The sequence below is a fragment of the Amycolatopsis lurida genome (assembly GCF_900105055.1).
In the GTDB taxonomy this organism is placed as follows: Bacteria; Actinomycetota; Actinomycetes; order Mycobacteriales; family Pseudonocardiaceae; genus Amycolatopsis; species Amycolatopsis lurida.
Map to the genome: position 1 here is coordinate 369047 of NZ_FNTA01000004.1, position 17193 is coordinate 386239.

Genomic DNA, 17193 nt, shown 5'->3' on the forward strand with positions numbered 1-17193 from the left:
CTATCTACCGCCGTATCCGCCTGCCTAGCATGGGAAACCGATTTCGGATCCGGCCGGGCGATCCCTGGCGATCCGTCACGGCCGCAAAACGGGTGACCCGTCGATTTCCTTTCCCCGATTTCCCTGCATTGGAAGGCACCCATGCGCATCCGAGGTCTCCTCACCGCCCTGCTGTGCGCGGCCGGGCTCACGACGGTCGCTCCCGCCGCCGTCGCGGCCCCCATCATCGACGGCGAATACGCCCAGTCCGGCCCGTGGGCCGCCATGATCGAACAGAACGGCAGCCAGTGGTGCTCCGGTTCGATCATCAGCGCCCACTGGGTGCTCACGGCCGAGCACTGCGTCGACGAACCCGGCGCCGATTACTCCGTCCGGGTGGGCGACGTCGATCATCGGGCCGGAACGTACGCCGTGGTGACCGACATCCACACGCCCTCCAACGGCGCCGACATCGCGCTGCTGAGGCTCGACCGTTCGGTGAGCACGACGTACGCGTCCCTCGGTACTTCGGTCGCCGTCGGCGACACCGAACACGTTTACGGCTGGGGCTACAACGAAGACGGTGACCTGCAGCGCTACCTGAAGGTCGCCCGGATGACGGTGACCAGTGTCGGAAGTGGACTGATCAAGGCCCGCCGGGGCGACGGGCTGACCAACGGCGGCGACTCGGGCGGTCCGGTCTTCGTCGGCGGCAAGCAGGTCGGCGTGCACATCGCCGGCAACAAGGTGGACACCTCGACGCACACCAGCATCTCGGCGAACCGCACCTGGATCCGCGACACGTCGGGCGTCTAGGTTTCGGCGAACCGGTCCGGGAGTGGTGGCGCCACCACTCCCGGACCGCTGAGAAGGCAGGTGGAAAGTGGGATCGACGACTTCTCCGGATGGGCTCGGCGCGCAGCTGGCCAGACTGGGTCTCGGCGAGACCGCCGCCCGGATCTACCGGCGGATGCTCGAAAGCGCGCCCGTCACCGCCGACGAGCTGGCCTGGCGGGAGGACGACGCGGAGACCGTCCAGCTGGCACTGAAGGAGCTGGCCGACGCCGGGCTCGCGGTGTCGGCCGGAGTGGACGGGGCCGAATACCTCCCGGCGAATCCCAGCGAAGCGCTCACCGCGCTGACCACTCGACGGCAGGCCGAACTCCACGACGCGCGGCTCGCGGTCCAGACCGCGTACCGTGCCTTCCGTCGGGCGCATTCGGGGATGCCGAACGCGCAGGACCTGCTCGAAGTGGTCACCGGCGACGCCATCATCCCGCGGCTTCAGCACCTCGCGACCACGGTGCGGCATCAGGTGCGCCGCCTCGACTCCCCGCCCTACTTCACCGGCGGCCGCAGGAATCTGCTGGAGGAGGACCAACTACGGCGCGGGATCACCTACCGTTGTGTCTACAGTGGAGCTTCGCTCGGCGATCCCGGCTATCTCGCCGCGAACATCCTGCCGTGCCTGCGCGCCGGCGAACAGGCCCGCCTCCTGCCCGAGCTCCCGGTGAAACTCACGCTGTTCGACGACCGTGCGGCGACCATCGCGCTGACCATCCGCGAGGCGGATCGCAACCAGTCCATCGTCATCGTGCGCCCGTGCAGCCTTTTCTCCGCGCTGGAGGGACTGTTCGAAACCTCCTGGGCGGCCGCGCTTCCGCTCGACCGGTATGGACGGACTTCCGAGCAGCCGATCCGGCCGGCCGAACGGGAACTGCTGCTCCTGCTCGCCGCCGGGCGCAAGGACGACGAGATCGCCGCCGAACTCGGCGTCAGCAGGCGAACCCTGTTCCGCTATCTCGAAAACCTGATGGACCGCGCGGGTGTTTCCAGCCGGTTCCAGCTGGGGATCTTCGCCGCGCACAACGACTGGCTCTGAGTGCGGGGGCTCACCCGGACGGGGTCACCCAGGTGGCGGCGAAGGCACCGAAAGCGGATGGTGATCTTGGAAGGAGGGCGGAATCATGGGGAATCACCGACACCACACCGGCACCACGTCGCTCCGGATCGCCACCGCCGGCCTGCGGGTGGTCGCCGTCGCGGTCGCGGTCGCGGCCTGCGCCTGGCTCGCGCTCTGGCTCGCGTTCACCCTCTGAGTCCCGCCGGTCCCGGCTGGGCTTCCGGCGGGCTCTCGGGTTCCGGAACCGGGCGGTCCGGCCCCGGATCGGGGACCCGTTCGGGCACCCCGGGATCCGGGACCGGCTCCGGCCTGCCAGGGTCCGGGACCGGCTCGGGGATCCCGGGGTCGGGTACACCGGGGTCCGGCGGCATGGGGTTCGGCGGCGCCGGAGGCGCGGTCATTCGAGCATTCGTCATCGCACTACCTCCTGCTCACGCCACTACCCTGTCCGCCACCGGACGAAACGGCCCGTTAGCCCGTCCGGGTGGCGATCCAGTCCGCGATGACGTCCGCGCGCGAGGTCGTCTCGATCCCGGCGTGCGGGCACTCCGGCCCGGTGGCCTCCAGCGAGACCAAGGTGCCGCTGGTGCCTCCCGGGACGAAGTACGGCGCGCCGGAGTCGTAGGTGCAGGCACTGGTCGTGATCGAGGGTGCCGCGCCGCGGACACCGATCGTCGTCGGGGCCACCGTCGCCACCTGGACCGTGCCTTGCTGCATCCGGGTGGCCGGAGCGGGGTTCTTGGCGGTCAGGCTGCCCCACCCCGCCAGCGTCAGCTGCTGGCCGATCTTCGGGAGAACGCGGTTCACCGTCAGCGGGGTCACCGTGGTCACCGGGGTGTCCAGTTTGATGAGCGCGACGTCGTTTTCCTTCGCCTGCAGCACTTCGGTCGCCTTGCGGGCCACGCCTGACTCGATCGTCTCGTCGACGAGGCCCAGCGTCACCAAGGTGGGATACGGCACCTTGCCCGCGACGCGCTTGCGGTGCGCGTCGTGGAAGCAGTGCCCGGTGGTGACGACCCAGCCGGGCGCGACCAGCGCACCCGTGCAGTAACTGCTGTAGGTCGAGCCGTCCGGGCGGGGGATCTTCGTCATCGCGATCTTCGCGACGAACCCGAACTGCCCTGGTGGGACATCGGTGCCGTGGGCGACGTCCGGCGCGGCGAACGCGGCCGGAGCGGTGGTGATGGTCAGGACAGCAGCGGCCAGCAGGGCGCGCAGACGCAATTTCTTACCCTTCGTCGATGAGGTGATCCGAGGCTAAGACCACTGCGCGACAAGGGGAATTCCCCGACCAGGTGTCACCCGATGGCACGCCGGGCGGGTTGTTCGCGACGTTCGAGCCAACGCCGGTAGGGGTGACTGCTTTCGGTGTCGGACCGGTAGGCCGCTTCGGCCGCGGCGATCAAGACATCGCTTTCCGCGCCGAACGCGCCTTCCGTGCTCCAGGCGATCAGATACCGCATCCACAGCGGATCGTCCGCGAGGGGCCGGATCGCTATCCCGGGTGAGGTGGGAAAGGTGACTTGGCACGGGGAAATCGCCCGGCCGGCGGCGATCAGGCGTTGCAGGGGCCGCAACTCGGTGCTCCGGTGCGCGACCAGCGGCCGGAATCCCGCCTGGGCACAGGCTTCCTCGAAGCACTCCGGCCAGCCGGCACCGTCGGACGGCCCGAGCACCCACCGCTCCGCGGCCAGGTCGGCGAGGTCGATCTCGGCGCGGCGGGCGGCCGGATGGTCCGCGGCGATCGCCACGAACACCGGTTGCGTGGCCAAGGGCCGCGACGCCACCCCGGGGGCCGACGGCAGCCTGTGCCCGGGATAGTCGGCGACCACGGCGGCGTCGAGTTGCCCGCCTGCCACGAGATCCAGCAACCGCAACGGCGAGAACTCGGTGGTCACCGAAACCGCTTGCCCCCGGCCGGAATCACCGAGCCGGTCCGCCAGCTCGACGACCATCGAACCGCCGATCCCACCCAGCGCGACCGGACGCTTCTCGCCTTCCGCCAGGAAACGCGCCGCGTCCCGGTGCATCGTGTCCGCCGCGGCGAGGACGGCGCGGGCACGGACGAGCACACATTCACCGAACGCCGTTGGGAAGACCCCGTCCCGGCCTCGGACGAACAAGGTTCCCCCGAACGCGCGCTCGATCCGCTGCACGGCGGCGGTCAACGCGGGCTGGGTGCTCCCGAGCCCGATCGCCGCGCGCGTGATGCTGCCGGCGTCGGCGACGGCGCACACCACGCGAAGGTGACGTAACTCGACGTCCATCACGCGGACCTTATGGCCACTTGGGATGTGCCGGAAGCCGTCGAAAGTCGGGATCGTTTTTCGTACTCCCCCTCGTCCCCGCAAGGAGTACGCATGCGACGCGCCTGCCTGATGGTCGCGCTGACCGCCACCCTCGTCGCCGGGCTCGTTCCCGCGACGGCGTCGGCGGCGCCCGGATTCACGACGTCGATGGAGGCCTTCGAACCAGGAGGGACCATCACCCGGGTGGACGTCACCCGGCCCGCTTCGGACAGATCCGCCGCGCCGCGGCAGATCGCGAGCGCCGCCGCGGTGACCCCGATCGAAACCAACGGCCCCAGCGAGACCACCTTCGACCTGGTCTTCGTCGGTGACGGCTACACCTCGACGCAGCTGGGCACCTACTCGCAGCACGTCCGCAACAGCGTCGCGGCGCTGTTCGCCATCGAGCCGTACAAGAGCCACCGCAAGCAGTTCAACCTCTGGCAGGTCGACGTGGTGTCACCGCAGTCCGGCATCACCAACGACCCGACCCAGGGGGTGCGGCGCAACACCGCACTGGGCTCCTACTTCTGGTGCGGCGGCATCGAACGGCTGTTGTGCGTCAACGAAACCAAGGCGAACCAGTACGCCGCGGCCGCGCCGGACGTCGATCAGGTCATCATGCTGGCGAACACGACGAAGTACGGCGGCGCCGGCGGCGGGGTCGCGACCTCCTCGGGCGGCAACCTCCAGGCCAGCCAGATCGTCGCCCACGAACTCGGGCACTCCATCGGCGGGCTCGCCGACGAATACGATTACGGCACCTGCGACACCCGCGAGCCCCGGGAGCCCAACGCTTCCGCGCTCACGGCCCAGCAGATGAAGGACCGCCGGGCCAAGTGGTACGCCTGGCTCGGCAAGCCCTCCCCCGACGGCGGCACGGTCGGTGTCTTCGAGGGTTCCCGCTACTGCAAGACCGGGATGTACCGCCCCAGCGTGAACTCACTCATGCGCACCCTCGGCCAGCCCTTCAACCCGCCGAGCACCGAAGCGATGATCGCGGGCTTCCACCGCGAAGCCGCCCATCGGCACTGATTCCTCGTCATGGCCTCCGGACCGGGCCGCCGGCGTGCTCGGCGAGCCCGGTCGCCATGTCCCGCATGAAGCGGCGAAGGTACCAACGGAAGATCCACGCGTTGCCCTTGCCGACGCGATACGTTCCGTGCCAGCGGATCCGGGTTCCGCCGCCGGGTGTTTCGCACAGATCGACCGAGGCCTGGTAATCGACCATCACCGGGACGTCCACGCCCTCGTAAGCGAAGCGTCGTTCGGGGTCGAGGGCGGTGATCCGCTCCTTGGTGACCGTCTTGCCGGTGCGGAAGGCACGCACCGCGCCGACACCGTCGCGTCCGTCGGCGGAAAGTCCTTGCGACGCGGCGACTTCCAGGGAACCCACCCGTGACCAGACCGGCCAGCTGCGGGCGTCCAGCAACAGTGCCCACACCGCGGCGGGTGGCGCCGTCGATTCGGCGGTGACGTCGTACGACTGCATTCCACTCATAAGGCTCACCCTAGGAACGGGCGGACGGCGTCACCATGCGCCGGATTGCGCGGCGGCGATCAGGAATTGCGGTACTCCGACGGGCGCGACCCGGTGTGCTTCAGGAAAGCGGCCGACAAGGCGCCGGGAGTGGCGAATCCGCATCTGCCCGCGATGGCGGCGATCGGGAGATCCGTGTCGCGCAGCAGCCTTCGCGCTTCCTCCATCCGTAGCCCGCCGAGAAAACGGTGCGGGGTCTGGCCGGTCTTCTCCTTGAAGACCCGGATGAAGTGGTAGACGCTCAAATGCACTTCCCCGGCGATTTCGGCGACGGTGAGCGGTTCGGACAGCCGGTCGCGCATCATCGCCGCCGCGGCGCGAACCCGCTGGTCCTCCCGCCCCGCGTTCGGCGGCTCCGGTTTCCGCGCGTGGCGGGTGAGCAGATGCACGGCGAGAAAGGCAGCCGCGGATTCGGCGTAGAGATCGTCCTGCTCCCCGGCGTTCCCGACCGCCCGGACCAGCTCGTCGAGCAGCGGGTCTCCCCCGGCCACGGACGCGGCCATCGCCTCGTGGTCCACCGCGCGGCCGCCCAGCCGGGCGGCCACCGGCTCCACCGTGGTGCCCGGGATGTGCACCTGCAGGCTTCGCATCGTTTCGTCACCGCGGTAGCGGCGCTGCAGCGGCATGCCGGGAACGGCGAGCTCGAGCCGTCCCGGCCCCCACTGGTGCCGGTTCCACCGGCCTTCGCCGCGGCTCTCCATCACCGCCCGCCCCGAAAGCGGCAGGACCAGATGCAGATCCGCGACGCCGGGCAGCCGCATGTCCTCGGCGACGGGAACGTGGTCGAATCGCTGGACGAGCAGTGACTCCCAGCCGGAATCCTCCCAGCTGCAATACGTCCGCCGGACATAGCGGGACATGTCGAAACCGGTGTACGGCTGAAGGTCGAATCGCTCGGAATCGAACACCACGCCTCCGAGGCTAGCCGAGCAGCTCCTTCACGCGCGGGACGACCTGCTCGCCGTAAAGCCGGATCGAGTTCAGACGCTGCTCGTGCGGAAGCGCGCCGACGCTGTATTTGAGCTGGAATCGCGACAGGCCGAGGGTCCGCGCCGCCCACGCGATCTTCCGCGCGACGGTTTCCGGAGACCCGACGAACAGCGCGCCGCGCGGTCCCGCCATGGCGTCGTAGTCGGCCCTGGACATCGGGCCCCAGCCTCGTTCGGCGCCGATCTTGGCGAAAGCGGCCTGGTGATGCGAGAAGTGCTGGGCGACGGCGAGTTCGTCGGTCTCGGCGACGTGGCCGGGGCTGTGCATCGAGATCGGCAGCTCCTGGTGGCCCGCCTCCTTGACCGCGCGCCGGTACAGGTCCGCGAGCGGGGTGAACCGCTCCGGAGACCCACCGATCACGGCCATCACCAGCGGCAGGCCGTACGCGGCCGCGCGGACCACCGACTGCGGCGTGCCGCCGACCCCGACCCACGCGGGCAGACTGCCCGATTCGGTGACTGGGAAGGCCTGCGCGCCTTCCAGCGCGGGGCGGACGGTCCCGGACCAGTCGACCGGCTTCTCCCCCTGCAGATGCGTGAACAGGTCGAGCTTCTCGGCGAAGAGCGCTTCGTAGTCCTCCAGCGAGTACCCGAACAGCGGGAACGACTCGGTGAACGATCCCCGGCCGAGCGTGACTTCGGCGCGCCCCCGGGAAACGGCGTCCAGCGTGGCGAACCGCTCGTACACGCGCACCGGGTCGTCCGAGCTGAGCACCGTGACCGCCGTGCCCAGCCGGATCCGCTCGGTCTGCCCCGCGATCGCGGCCAGGACGACGTCCGGCGAAGACACCGCCATCTCGGCGCGGTGGTGCTCGCCGACACCGAAGTAGTCCACGCCCACCTGGTCGGCGAGGACGCCCTCGGCCACGACCTGGCGGATGGCTTCGGCCTGGCTCACCGGCTGGCCGTCGGCGCCGTTCTCGACGTCGCCGAACGTGTCCAGGCCGAAGGTCGGCGCCTGCGGGGTGCCCAGGATCTCGTAACCCATGTCCAACTCCTCAAGTAGTTGAACGCTCAAACGTCGGGTTGCGTGATCGTATTCCGCGCCCTCCCGAGAGCTCAGGCCCCGGCGATGTCCCGTGCCAGCTGACGGGCGTCGGACATGGTGAACTTGCCGGTGATCTGGGTTTCCCCGCCGGTGATGGCGGACTGGATCATCGGCGCGGTCAGCACCCGGCTCTTCAGCACCATCGCGACCTGCTTGCCTACGTTCGCCGCGGTCCAGTCGGCCCACGTCCGCCCGCCCGCGTCGGTGAAGCTGAGCCCGACCAGCGGGCCACCCGACTGCGAATCGAGCCGGACGTTCGCGCGGCTGAGGTCGGCCCCGGTGAGGAAGGCCGGGCCGAGCAGGTATTTGGTGCCCTGCACGCGGTCACAGCTGATCAGCGGGAGCGCCGGATCGTCACGGCCGTCCAGCGGGTCCGGCCCCTCCGAGCAGTCCAGTGCCGCCGCGGCGGCCTGCTGTCCGGCGGGATCGGTGCTCTGCCGGTTGGTCGCCGCGCCGGTCGCCGGACCCGGCGGGAACTCCGTCAGGACCGGGCGGAACCGCAGCCGCGACCCGTCCTTGATCGCGAAACTGTCGCCTTCGGGCTCCGCTTGGCCGGAAACCCCGCCCTGACATCCGGTGACACCGAGCAGGACGAGGGCGACCGCTACGAGAATATTCCGCACGGAGGCATTCTGCCGTGTTCAGTCGCCGCGCGTGGGTGAAATGCCTCGGCGCCGCACGGTCCGCTCGAGAATCCCGAGCGTGGCCTTGAGCGCCGACTCCGGGACCACGGGGAACGTGATGCGCTCCTTCCACTCCTCACCGACCTCCGACCAGTCGTAGTACGACGTCACCAGCGTGCCGCCCTCGGCAGGCTTCAGCCGGTAGCCGTAGATGTGCCGGGCATGCGGCCGGACCCGGCCTTCGACGGTCCAGGCGATCTCCTCGTCCGGGACGAGGGTGGTGATGACGACCTCGACGTCGTACTTGCCCAAGGGCACGTCCCCGAGCGCCTCCCGGTCCATGTGCACCACGAACCGGTCACCCGCCTGCTCGACCGGATCGCCTTCCGCGGCGAGGAGCATTCCCGACGCGTCGATGTCGACATGGCCCTCCGGGTCGCTCAAGACGGCGAAGATCGCGTCAGCGGGAGCCGGGATGAGCCGGGAGACCTCGATGCGTTCAGGGCCCGCGGTTTCCGCCGTGGCGACCAGGACAGCGCGACCGAGTACGCGCTGGGCGATGCTGAAGCCGAGGAACGCCGGCGTGCAATCGGCCGGAACGCCGAGCGACTCGACAGCGAGGGCGTGCACCACGACGAAGTAGCGGTGCACGCCGTGCCCGGCAGGCGGTGCCGCACCGAGGAAGCGGGCCAGGCGGGCGTCATTGGGCAGCTGAAAGGCGCCTTCGGGTAGCCCAGAGCCACTGTCGTCGCCGGCGCCCTCCGGCAGCTCCGTGACCGCGGCCGGGATGTCGGCCACCGCCCAGTGCCAGAAACCGGAACCGGTGGGGGCGTCGGGGTCGTAGACGGTGACGGCGTAGCTCTTCGTGCCGCGCGGGGCGCCGCTCCAGCTCAGGTGCGGTGAGACGTCCTTACCGGCCAGCTGATCGGGTGACCAGGCGGCACCGTCGGCGACAGAAGCGCTGGTGACGGCGAAAGAGGCCACCTCAGGCAGCCGGGCGAAGGGATCGTTGGCGAGGATCATAAATCGACTCTAACACAGATAATCGATTATTCTTTGGTTCGTCTATACTTCACGGATGGCTTCACCGGACAAGCGGATGCTCTCCGAGCAGGTGTACCACCGCCTGCGGGACGCGATCATGCGCGGCGACCACACCCCCGGCGCCCCGCTCAAACCGCAGGACCTCGCCAGGGAACACGGCGTGAGCCTGGCGGTCGTCCGCGAAGCCCTCGTGCGAGTGGTCGGCGACGGCCTCGCCGACCGCCTCCCCAACCGCGGGTTCGCCGTCCCGGCCTTCTCCGACCGCCGCTGGCAGGAGATCACGGAAGCCCGCCGGACGATCGAACCGCTCGTGCTGCGCCTCTCCGTGGAGCGCGGCGACCTCGAGTGGGAGAGCCGCGTTCGCGCCGCCCATCACCGGTTGAGCCGGACACCGCCGTTCGATGAAGGCGAGCACCTCAGCGGCGCGTGGTCCGAAGCCCACCGCGTCTTCCACCGGAGCTTGCTGGACGGCTGCGGAAACCCAGTCCTACTGGAGACCTTCGACCGGATGTGGACCGCGAGCGAACTCGCCCGCCGCTGGGCCGCGCAGCGCTCCCCCGGCCGCGACCACCTCGCCGAACATCGCCTGCTGGAGGAGACCGCGCTGGCCCGCGACGCCGACGCGGCGGCCGAGGCACTGACCCGGCATCTCACCCTGACCGCGGCGGCACTGACCGAGCAGTCGTAGATCCGGTCGGATTTCCGCGGTCGCCGGGCCGCCCGACGCCCGACATCCTGCCGGTCGCCGTTCCGGTCAGCCCACCGCGACCGTGATGGCCGCCGTGTGCACCCGCCCGCCATGGGAGAATTCGAGGAACAGCCGGTACTCCCCACGCTCCGAGAACAGCGAATGGAAGGTCAGCTCGCCGTCGACGAGTGCCGAGCCGAGCGGCTGCACCGGATGCAGATGCGTGGCCGACAACAGCATGGTGTGGAATCCGGTCATATGGCCGTTGGCGCCCAGGTGCGGGTCGACCGCGGTGACGAGCGCGCCGTCGAGGCCGCGGATGGCGAAGCGGAGGACCTGCGCGCGCATCACCGGGATCCGGGTCTCCCCGTCCACCCGCGTCACGCGGTATCCCGTCGACGTCATGGTTTCGCCCGCCGGAGCGGGCACCGGAACGAAGGTGGTGTCGCCCGGCACGGTGAACGGGACTCCGAGCACCACCGGATGCTTCGGATCCTTGGTGTCGAGCGGGACGAACTCGGCGAACATCCGGTAGGCGCCGCCGTCGGTCAGCGCGAGGCTCGTGTGCCAGGTGTCGCCGTCCAGCGTCGGGTGCACGTGCTGGAAGACGTTCATGTCGTCGCGTACGGCGAAGAAGTGCATCTGTTTGGTCTGGTTGTCCAGGAACCGGGTGACCGGACGCCCGTCGGGCCCGAGGATCCGGAACGCGACCGGTACCTCGGGACCCCGGGCGGCCGGCGTGGTCACCCGCTCGAACCGGTACCCGCTTTCCGCCTCCGACAGCCCGTCGCTGTGCGCGGCGGGAAGCAGATCCGCCGTCACGACGGGCTGCTGGTGAGCGGAGTGCGCGGAGCCGGGTGTCGGCCGGAGCGCGACGAACACCGCGGCCACGCCGATCACCAGCGCCAGCGCGAGGAACAACCAATCCGTGAACCGGGGCTTGCGCACGCCTGCCCTCCGGTCACTTGCCGCCGAGGTTCGGCTTCACCACGACCAGGCCCTGTTCGATGCCGTTCACGATGACGATGCCGCTGGCGAAGTACGGGTAATTGCTCCACGCGCCGTTGAAGCTCGCCGCGTTGCCCGCCGGGTAGATGTCGAAATAGCCGACCTCGGACAACCGCGCCGAAGCGACGCCGCTGACGTCGAGGATGCGGAGACCGGCCTGGTAGTTCGCCTGGTAGGAGTACTGGCCCTTGATGTACTGGTTGTGGTCGATCGCGGTGGCGGGCGAACTGTAGACACCGGTGTGCACGGGGGCGGACAGCTTGGCCAGGTCCCAGATGTAGGTCTTGGTGCGCTTGTCGGTGCCGCGCGACTCGTCCAGTTCGTCGTCGAGCAGGAAGTAGCGCTGATCGCCGGTCAGCCAGCCCTGGTGCGAGTACTGCGCGCCCGAGTAGCCCTTGCGCGAGATCTGGACCGGCCTGGCCTTGTCGGTGACGTCGACGATGGTGAGCGTGTCCTCGTTGGCGTTGAAGCAGATTTCCCGGCCGCTGTAGGCGGTGTCCGGGCCGCGGTAGACGACGCACTGCGTGTCGTGGGTGTAGCCGTCCTGGGACACGCAGCCCGCCTTGGCCGGCGCCTTCGGGTTCTGGATGTCGACGATATGCGGTCCGCCGCTGCACGTGTTGGAGCCGATGGCGTAGGCGAAACCGGTCTCCTCGTTGATCGCGATGTTGTGCGCGGGACCGAATTCCCGGTACAGCGCGTCGGCGGTGAAGGTCTGCGGTGTGGTGATGGTGCGGAGCCTGGTCAGGTCGAACACCTGCATCCCGTGCCCGGTGATGAAGTCGGCCACGATGAACGCGTGGTTCTTGTACACCTTCATGTCCCGCCATGAGCTGCTGCCGCCGTTGGAGGGCAGGTTGCCGAGGAACTTGGGCGAGGTCGGGACGCTCAGATCGACGAACGCGGTGCCGTTGGTCCGCCCGACGATGGCGTATTCCTTGCCGGACGACGGGTCGGTCCAGCCCCAGATGTCGTTGCCGTTCCCGCCGCCGAGGCCGGACAAGGGAAGCACGCTGAGCAGGTCGACGTTCTTGCACGGGTATTTGTCGGCCATGCCGTTGACGCACGGGACACCCGCGGCGGTGCCGGTGACGGCGTGCCGTTCCGCCGGAACATGGTCGGCGAGGAAGGTCCGGGCCGCGGCCTGTCCCTCCGCCGTTTCGGGATCGTGCGCGGACGCCGCCGTCATCGAAAACACCAACGCGGAAGCCGTCAGGACGGCCAACCCCATCATGCGCACGAGTTTCATGGAGTGCTCCTCACCGGGTTTCGGTCGGCTTCCGACGTTAAGAGCCCCCACTCCCGGTGTATCCCCCCGAACGTCGGGGGTTCTTAACCGTTTACCGGCAGATCCCGAAATGTTTCCCGGATTCCGGACACCAGCAGGTCCGGCTGCTCCAGTCCCGGGAAGTGCCCGCCGCGGTCGAGTTCGGTCCACCGGTGCAGGTTCGGGTAGCGGCGCTCCGCCCAGCGTCGCGCGGTCGGCCACGGGTCGGCGGGGAAAAGCGACACGGCGGTGGGCACGGTCACCGGCCGCGCGTTCTCCTCCTCCGCGCTGCGCGGCACCCATCGCATCGCCTCCCAGTACCAGCGAGCGCTCGAAGCACCGGTGCCGGTCAGCCAGTACAGCGCGATGGTGTCGACCTGCTCCGCCAAGCTCACCCCGCCGCCGTACTCCGGCCGGTCGTCGGTGTAGGCGGCGAACTTCTCCCCGAGCCAGGCGGCGAGCCCCGACGGCGAATCGAGCAGGGAGTAGCCGAGCGTCTGCGGGCGCGTGCCCATGAGCATCCCGAAGCCGTAGCCGTCGGACAGATGCAGATCACGCCGATCCAGCATGCGCCGTTCAGGTGCGCTCGGCGCCACCCGGTCCTCCGGCAACGGCGACGCCGACGGCATCGTCAGGTGCAGGCCCGCGACCCGGTCGGGCGCGTGGAGTGCCAGTTCCGTACTGACCACGGCACCCCAATCCCCGCCGTGGGCCCCGAACCGCCGGTACCCGAGCGCGGTCATCAGACCAGCCCACGCCCGAGCGGTCCGGCCAGGGTGCCAGCCGCGCTCGCTGGGCCGTTCGCTGAACCCGAAACCCGGCAACGAAGGCACGACCACGTCGAAGGCGTCACTCGCGGAACCACCGTGGGCCACCGGATCAGTGAGCGGCCTGATCACCTTTTCGAATTCGAGGATCGAACCCGGCCAGCCGTGGGTCAGGATCAGCGGGCGCGCCGTGCGCTCGGGCGAACGGACATGCCAGAACCCGATGTCCAGACAGTCGATCCGGGCCCGGTAGTGGGGAAGGGTATTCCACCGGATCTCCCGCGCCCGCCAGTCGTGTTCCCGCCACGCCCGGAGCAAGGCCGTCAACCGGGCCAGCTCGATCCCCTGGGTGGCGTCGGAAACCGTCTCGGCTTCGGGAAGGCGCACCCGGGCCAGGCGAGCGTGGAGATCGGCCAGCTCGCGATCGGGGACATGGATGGTGAACGGTTCGATTTCGGGCACGGCGCCGAAACTACGGTCGGCTCACGAGGTTTCCCATGCTCGGAATTGACGTTCGGCGATCAGGGATTGCGCACTTGCCGCTACCGCATCAGGCGCAGGGTGCCTTCGACCGCCGGGACGATCACGACACGCGATCCTGGTGGACCATCTCCTCGGATCAGGTCCGCTTGCGGCTCGCGATCTCGTCAGAGAGCCACCGCACCTGGGCGGGGTCGGCGTCCCGGGCAAGGGCGACGTAGTGGTCCATGACGGCCGGCCGATAGCGCACGGGCAACGTCTGTCCTGGGGCGAGCCGGGTGAGCTCGGTGATCGTGAGGTCTTCGTCCGCGATACCGCGGAACGAGATGCCGCCGGCGGTTTCCACGTCGAGCATCAGGACCACGCGCGGGCTTCCGTCGCCGCCGACCTCCCGCCAGTCGACGAGAACGCCGAGCGCAAGGGCCCCCGTCCGCAGTTCCGCGTTGCGCTTCCGCGCATCACTGCTCAGGAGCGGGTTCGGGGCGACGCCCGGGAAGGCGGGCCCGACGCCGAGCGATTCCCGACTCAGGTCGGGCCTGAGCTGCGCCATCAGATCGTTGAGCTTCTTCGAACCGAACATCCTAGCCTCTCACTCGCATCAGGTGCCGGAACCTCGGCTTGGCGCTTCGCCCCGTCTCGGCGGGGGCGCCGTCCGCGGTCGGTGCACCTGTCTGCCGGCCAAGCCGTGATCGATACTGACCCAACAGTAGCGGGCTTCCGAGAATCGCACAGTCGCGCGACATCGTGGACGCGGTGATGACCGTCGGCCTGATCCTGAACGTGCTCGCGCTCGTCAGCTCGGCGATCGTCTGGGAGTTCGGCGACCCTCATGTCGCGTCCTGCGGCAGGGCCGGGGTGGTGCCGCGGTCTGTGCGGAGCGGCGGTCACTCACGGCCCTCGCGACCGAGTGGACGCATGCCGAGGGGCCCGTCGCCGGTGTGGCCGACGGGCTCCTCGGGCTCAGGCGTGGTGCAGGGTGTTGCGGCGGGGATGTCGGAGCGGATCTCGGTATTGGGGTGGGATGAATTCCGGTAGCCCGTCGGCGGCCATGCGGACTTCCCAGTCGCCGTGGTGGATCAGCCGGTGATGGAATCCGCAGAGGAGTACGAGATTCCGGAGGTCGGTGGGTCCGCCGTCTGCCCAGTGATGAATGTGGTGAGCGTGGCAATTCTTGGGTTTCCGATGACAGCCGGGGAAGGCGCAGCCGCCGTCGCGGATGTTCAGTGCCCGGCGTTGGCCTGGGGTGACGAAGCGTCTGAGTCGTCCGACGTCGAGGGGTTCACCCGCGGCGTTCAGCACGACGGGCAGCATCAGGCAGTCGCAGGCAGCGAGTCGGGCTTCCCTCGCGGTCATCGTCCCGACGAAATCCAGACACGCGGTCCCGAGACCCGACTTCAACTCCTCAAGCCCAATGGTGACGTTCACCAACGTCCGATACCCGCTGGCGCCGGGCTGGTCCGGGCAGGCGATCGCCAGATCGAGAAGGTCGACCCAGGCGTCACCCATGCGCTCGCATTTCATCCGCAGATCGGCTTGCCCGAATTCGTCGACGGGTCGTGGCTGGGCGTAGGCCTCCAGGGCGGCGGCGGTGCGGGCACCGGTCTCGTCATCCAGGAGACCGGTGAGTTTCCAGAACCCGTCCTTGCGGCGCTCCAGGGTGATCTCCCGGCGCGGCTCAGCAGGTTCCGGGTCTTTGGGTTCGTCCCCGTCGGGGTCCAGTAACGCCAAAAGGTTCGCCTCGGCGTCCGCCAACTGGCGAGGACCAGCATTGCGAGCGAGAGTGGCGAGAATCTTCTCCGCGTTCGCCCGGTCCTCCACCGAGGTGTCGGCCGGAAGCCTCTTCAAGATCTCCAGGATCTGATCGATCCGCTCATCACCGACCAACCCCTCGGCAGCGACCGCGGCAGTGGCAGGCAGCGCGGCGGGAACCTCGCTGCCGTCCAACGCGCGGCTGGGATTCAGGGCGATCGCCCGCTTCACCACCGCACCCGCCTCACCGACCGACAACCCCGCGATATCGGCGAACCATGCAGCCGTACGGCCATACCCGTACAAATCCTTGACACCCCGAGACTCGACCTCCGCCAAATACCGCCCCAAACCCGCGGTAGCCATCCGAATCACCCGCAAAGACTGCTGCACGCCATGAGCAAGCTCCAGCTTGCCAGCGCGCCACAACTCCTGCGGCAACTCGGGAAGGAAAGTCTCGGACACACCCCCAGAATACCGCAATTCATCGAACATGTGTTCGTAATTTTAAGCAACCGTCATGCGGCTCATTTAACACTGAAGGGTGATTTGATTACGACTCTCCTTGCGTCCGGCGCAACCGAAGCACCGCGCCGTTCAGGACCAGAACACTCGTGACCCAACCACAAAGAACCCCACGCAGAGTAAGCGCTTACTTCCATGGCCTGCGAAGCGGTACAGGACTGCGCCGTGATCGGGCTGCCGCACGAGAAATGGGGCGAACAGATCACCGCCGTCGTCCAGCTCCACACCGGGAAAACCGTGTCGGCGCACGAACTCCGCACCGCCGTCAAGGAGCGGCTGGGCAGCATCAAGACCCCCAAGGAGATCCTGCTCTGGCCGGATCTCCCCCGGTCGAAGATCGGCAAGGTGCTCAAGACCGAGATCCGGAAAGCCTTGCTGGACAACGGCTAGCGCCGCGCGAGTTCGTCCGCGGTCGGCAACGGCCACTCGTAGCGTTCCTTGGCGATGCGGAGGTGGACCCACGTGTCCGCGGTCACGACGTCGGGCCTGCCGCTGATCTCTTCGAGCGCCCTGTCGAGGGCGCGGGCGGACTGTGCCGCGATGGTGGCGACGACGTCGAACCGGCCGATGGTCCTGGCCAGGAATTCGGTGTCGTCGCGCGCGGCGAGCGCTGCCGTCACGGAATCCCCGGCGCCCCGCACGTTCAGGCCGATCCCGCAGACCAGACCGGCGTCCGGGCGGGCGCGGCTGAGCACCGGCGCGATCCGGATGACGTCATGCTCCAGAAGGAAACGCACGCGGGTGCGGGTGGCCGACGGCGAAAGCCCGACATGCCCGGCGATGCTCGCGTAACTTTCCCTGCCGTCGGTCTGCAACCGCAGCATGATCGCGAGGTCGCGGTCGTCGAGCCGCAGCCAGGGCGGCAGCGGACGGCCGGGCATGAACAGGCCCTTGACCACGTCCACGTAGACGAGCGTGTTGACCTGCTCCACCTCCGGCAGGCCGCGGATGTCCGCCACCGTGCGGTACAGCTCCGGCGAATCGGGCAGCCGCAGCTCGGCGACGGTCTGGTACTCCCCGCTCACCGCGGAGACGAACGCCGCGGCCGGCAACGCCGCGATGGCGTCCGTTGTCTCCTGCGAGCGGCCCGACGTGCGGATCGCGAGATGCGCGTACGCGGTCAAGCCGAGGAACTCGGGATGGACCGCCGCGACCACGTTGAGCGAACCGTCGGCCTGCAGCTGCTCCAGCCGCGCCGACACCGCCGCCCGCGACGCCCCGACGCGCTTGGCCAGATCGGCCACGCTCATCCGGCCGTCCGCGCGTAAAGCCGCGACCAACGCGTCGTCCACGGC

At 69.0% G+C, this 17193-nt stretch carries 19 protein-coding genes and 2 pseudogenes; 7 read left to right on the forward strand and 14 right to left on the reverse strand.

What is annotated here, in order from left to right; all coding sequences use genetic code 11:
• The first annotated feature begins 141 nt into the window (after positions 1-141).
• The 3 genes from BLW75_RS06975 (at position 142) to BLW75_RS43905 (ending at position 2078) form a co-directional block, all read left to right on the forward strand.
• A complete protein-coding gene (locus BLW75_RS06975) occupies positions 142-795 on the forward strand; it encodes a S1 family peptidase (protein WP_034306946.1) in 654 nt (217 codons plus the stop codon).
• Between the two features lie 67 nt (positions 796-862).
• Positions 863-1861 (forward strand): LuxR C-terminal-related transcriptional regulator, encoded by a 999-nt coding sequence (locus tag BLW75_RS06980; RefSeq protein ID WP_034306948.1) that lies wholly within the window; start codon positions 863-865, stop codon positions 1859-1861.
• Between the two features lie 85 nt (positions 1862-1946).
• On the forward strand, positions 1947-2078 hold the full coding sequence (locus BLW75_RS43905; RefSeq protein ID WP_277814939.1) for a hypothetical protein: 132 nt from the start codon (positions 1947-1949) through the stop codon (positions 2076-2078).
• On the opposite strand, the gene BLW75_RS43150 is transcribed toward BLW75_RS43905, so the two are convergent.
• From BLW75_RS43150 to BLW75_RS06990, 3 genes are all read right to left on the reverse strand, one after another.
• Entirely contained in the window at positions 2068-2298 is a 231-nt protein-coding gene (locus BLW75_RS43150) for a hypothetical protein (RefSeq protein ID WP_158005351.1), read from the reverse strand. The genes BLW75_RS43905 and BLW75_RS43150 overlap by 11 nt on opposite strands.
• Positions 2299-2353: 55 nt before the next feature.
• Positions 2354-3106 (reverse strand): trypsin-like serine protease, encoded by a 753-nt coding sequence (locus BLW75_RS06985; protein ID WP_034306950.1) that lies wholly within the window; start codon positions 3104-3106, stop codon positions 2354-2356.
• Between the two features lie 74 nt (positions 3107-3180).
• Positions 3181-4149, reverse strand: coding sequence for a LysR family transcriptional regulator (locus BLW75_RS06990; protein WP_034306952.1), 969 nt, complete (start codon positions 4147-4149; stop codon positions 3181-3183).
• 93 nt (positions 4150-4242) lie between these two features.
• Here BLW75_RS06990 and BLW75_RS06995 point away from each other — a divergent pair, with 93 nt between their 5' ends.
• Positions 4243-5205, forward strand: coding sequence for a M64 family metallopeptidase (locus BLW75_RS06995; RefSeq protein ID WP_034306955.1), 963 nt, complete (start codon positions 4243-4245; stop codon positions 5203-5205).
• A 7-nt stretch (positions 5206-5212) separates the two neighbouring features.
• On the opposite strand, the gene BLW75_RS07000 is transcribed toward BLW75_RS06995, so the two are convergent.
• The 5 genes from BLW75_RS07000 to BLW75_RS43910 form a co-directional block, all read right to left on the reverse strand.
• Complete coding sequence (locus tag BLW75_RS07000; protein ID WP_034306957.1) at positions 5213-5662, reverse strand: SRPBCC family protein; 450 nt, start codon at positions 5660-5662, stop codon at positions 5213-5215.
• A 68-nt stretch (positions 5663-5730) separates the two neighbouring features.
• Positions 5731-6621, reverse strand: a complete 891-nt coding sequence (locus BLW75_RS07005) for an AraC family transcriptional regulator (protein ID WP_034306959.1) — start codon at positions 6619-6621, stop codon at positions 5731-5733.
• A gap of 10 nt (positions 6622-6631) precedes the next feature.
• Positions 6632-7687 (reverse strand): LLM class flavin-dependent oxidoreductase, encoded by a 1056-nt coding sequence (locus BLW75_RS07010; protein WP_034306961.1) that lies wholly within the window; start codon positions 7685-7687, stop codon positions 6632-6634.
• A gap of 71 nt (positions 7688-7758) precedes the next feature.
• Entirely contained in the window at positions 7759-8370 is a 612-nt protein-coding gene (locus BLW75_RS07015; protein WP_034306963.1) for a SecDF P1 head subdomain-containing protein, read from the reverse strand.
• An 18-nt stretch (positions 8371-8388) separates the two neighbouring features.
• The gene (locus tag BLW75_RS43910) at positions 8389-9393 is read right to left on the reverse strand and encodes a YbhB/YbcL family Raf kinase inhibitor-like protein (RefSeq protein WP_034306966.1); all 1005 of its coding nucleotides are present in this window, start codon (positions 9391-9393) and stop codon (positions 8389-8391) included.
• A 55-nt stretch (positions 9394-9448) separates the two neighbouring features.
• Here BLW75_RS43910 and BLW75_RS07025 point away from each other — a divergent pair, with 55 nt between their 5' ends.
• Positions 9449-10102: a GntR family transcriptional regulator gene (locus BLW75_RS07025; RefSeq protein ID WP_034306968.1), complete on the forward strand. Its 654-nt coding sequence runs from the start codon at positions 9449-9451 to the stop codon at positions 10100-10102.
• Positions 10103-10168: 66 nt separating this feature from the next.
• On the opposite strand, the gene BLW75_RS07030 is transcribed toward BLW75_RS07025, so the two are convergent.
• From BLW75_RS07030 to BLW75_RS07045, 4 genes are all read right to left on the reverse strand, one after another.
• On the reverse strand, positions 10169-11050 hold the full coding sequence (locus BLW75_RS07030; protein WP_034306970.1) for a hypothetical protein: 882 nt from the start codon (positions 11048-11050) through the stop codon (positions 10169-10171).
• 13 nt (positions 11051-11063) lie between these two features.
• A complete protein-coding gene (locus BLW75_RS07035) occupies positions 11064-12359 on the reverse strand; it encodes a choice-of-anchor B family protein (RefSeq protein WP_034306973.1) in 1296 nt (431 codons plus the stop codon).
• Between the two features lie 83 nt (positions 12360-12442).
• Positions 12443-13606, reverse strand: coding sequence for an epoxide hydrolase family protein (locus tag BLW75_RS07040; protein ID WP_034306976.1), 1164 nt, complete (start codon positions 13604-13606; stop codon positions 12443-12445).
• 157 nt (positions 13607-13763) lie between these two features.
• Positions 13764-14204, reverse strand: a complete 441-nt coding sequence (locus BLW75_RS07045; RefSeq protein ID WP_034306978.1) for a hypothetical protein — start codon at positions 14202-14204, stop codon at positions 13764-13766.
• A 131-nt stretch (positions 14205-14335) separates the two neighbouring features.
• Here BLW75_RS07045 and BLW75_RS44155 point away from each other — a divergent pair.
• A pseudogene (locus tag BLW75_RS44155) lies at positions 14336-14659 on the forward strand (hypothetical protein); the annotation flags it as partial.
• Here the strand turns inward: BLW75_RS44155 and BLW75_RS07055 are convergent.
• Entirely contained in the window at positions 14585-15838 is a 1254-nt protein-coding gene (locus tag BLW75_RS07055; protein ID WP_034307425.1) for an HNH endonuclease signature motif containing protein, read from the reverse strand. The pseudogene BLW75_RS44155 and the gene BLW75_RS07055 sit on opposite strands and share 75 nt — an antisense overlap.
• Positions 15839-16033: 195 nt before the next feature.
• Here BLW75_RS07055 and BLW75_RS07060 point away from each other — a divergent pair.
• Positions 16034-16288, forward strand: a pseudogene (locus BLW75_RS07060) (AMP-binding enzyme); the annotation flags it as partial.
• On the opposite strand, the gene BLW75_RS07065 reads toward BLW75_RS07060, so the two are convergent.
• The gene (locus BLW75_RS07065; protein WP_034306983.1) at positions 16285-17190 is read right to left on the reverse strand and encodes an Lrp/AsnC family transcriptional regulator; all 906 of its coding nucleotides are present in this window, start codon (positions 17188-17190) and stop codon (positions 16285-16287) included. The pseudogene BLW75_RS07060 and the gene BLW75_RS07065 overlap by 4 nt on opposite strands.
• Between the last annotated feature and the right edge of the window lie 3 nt (positions 17191-17193).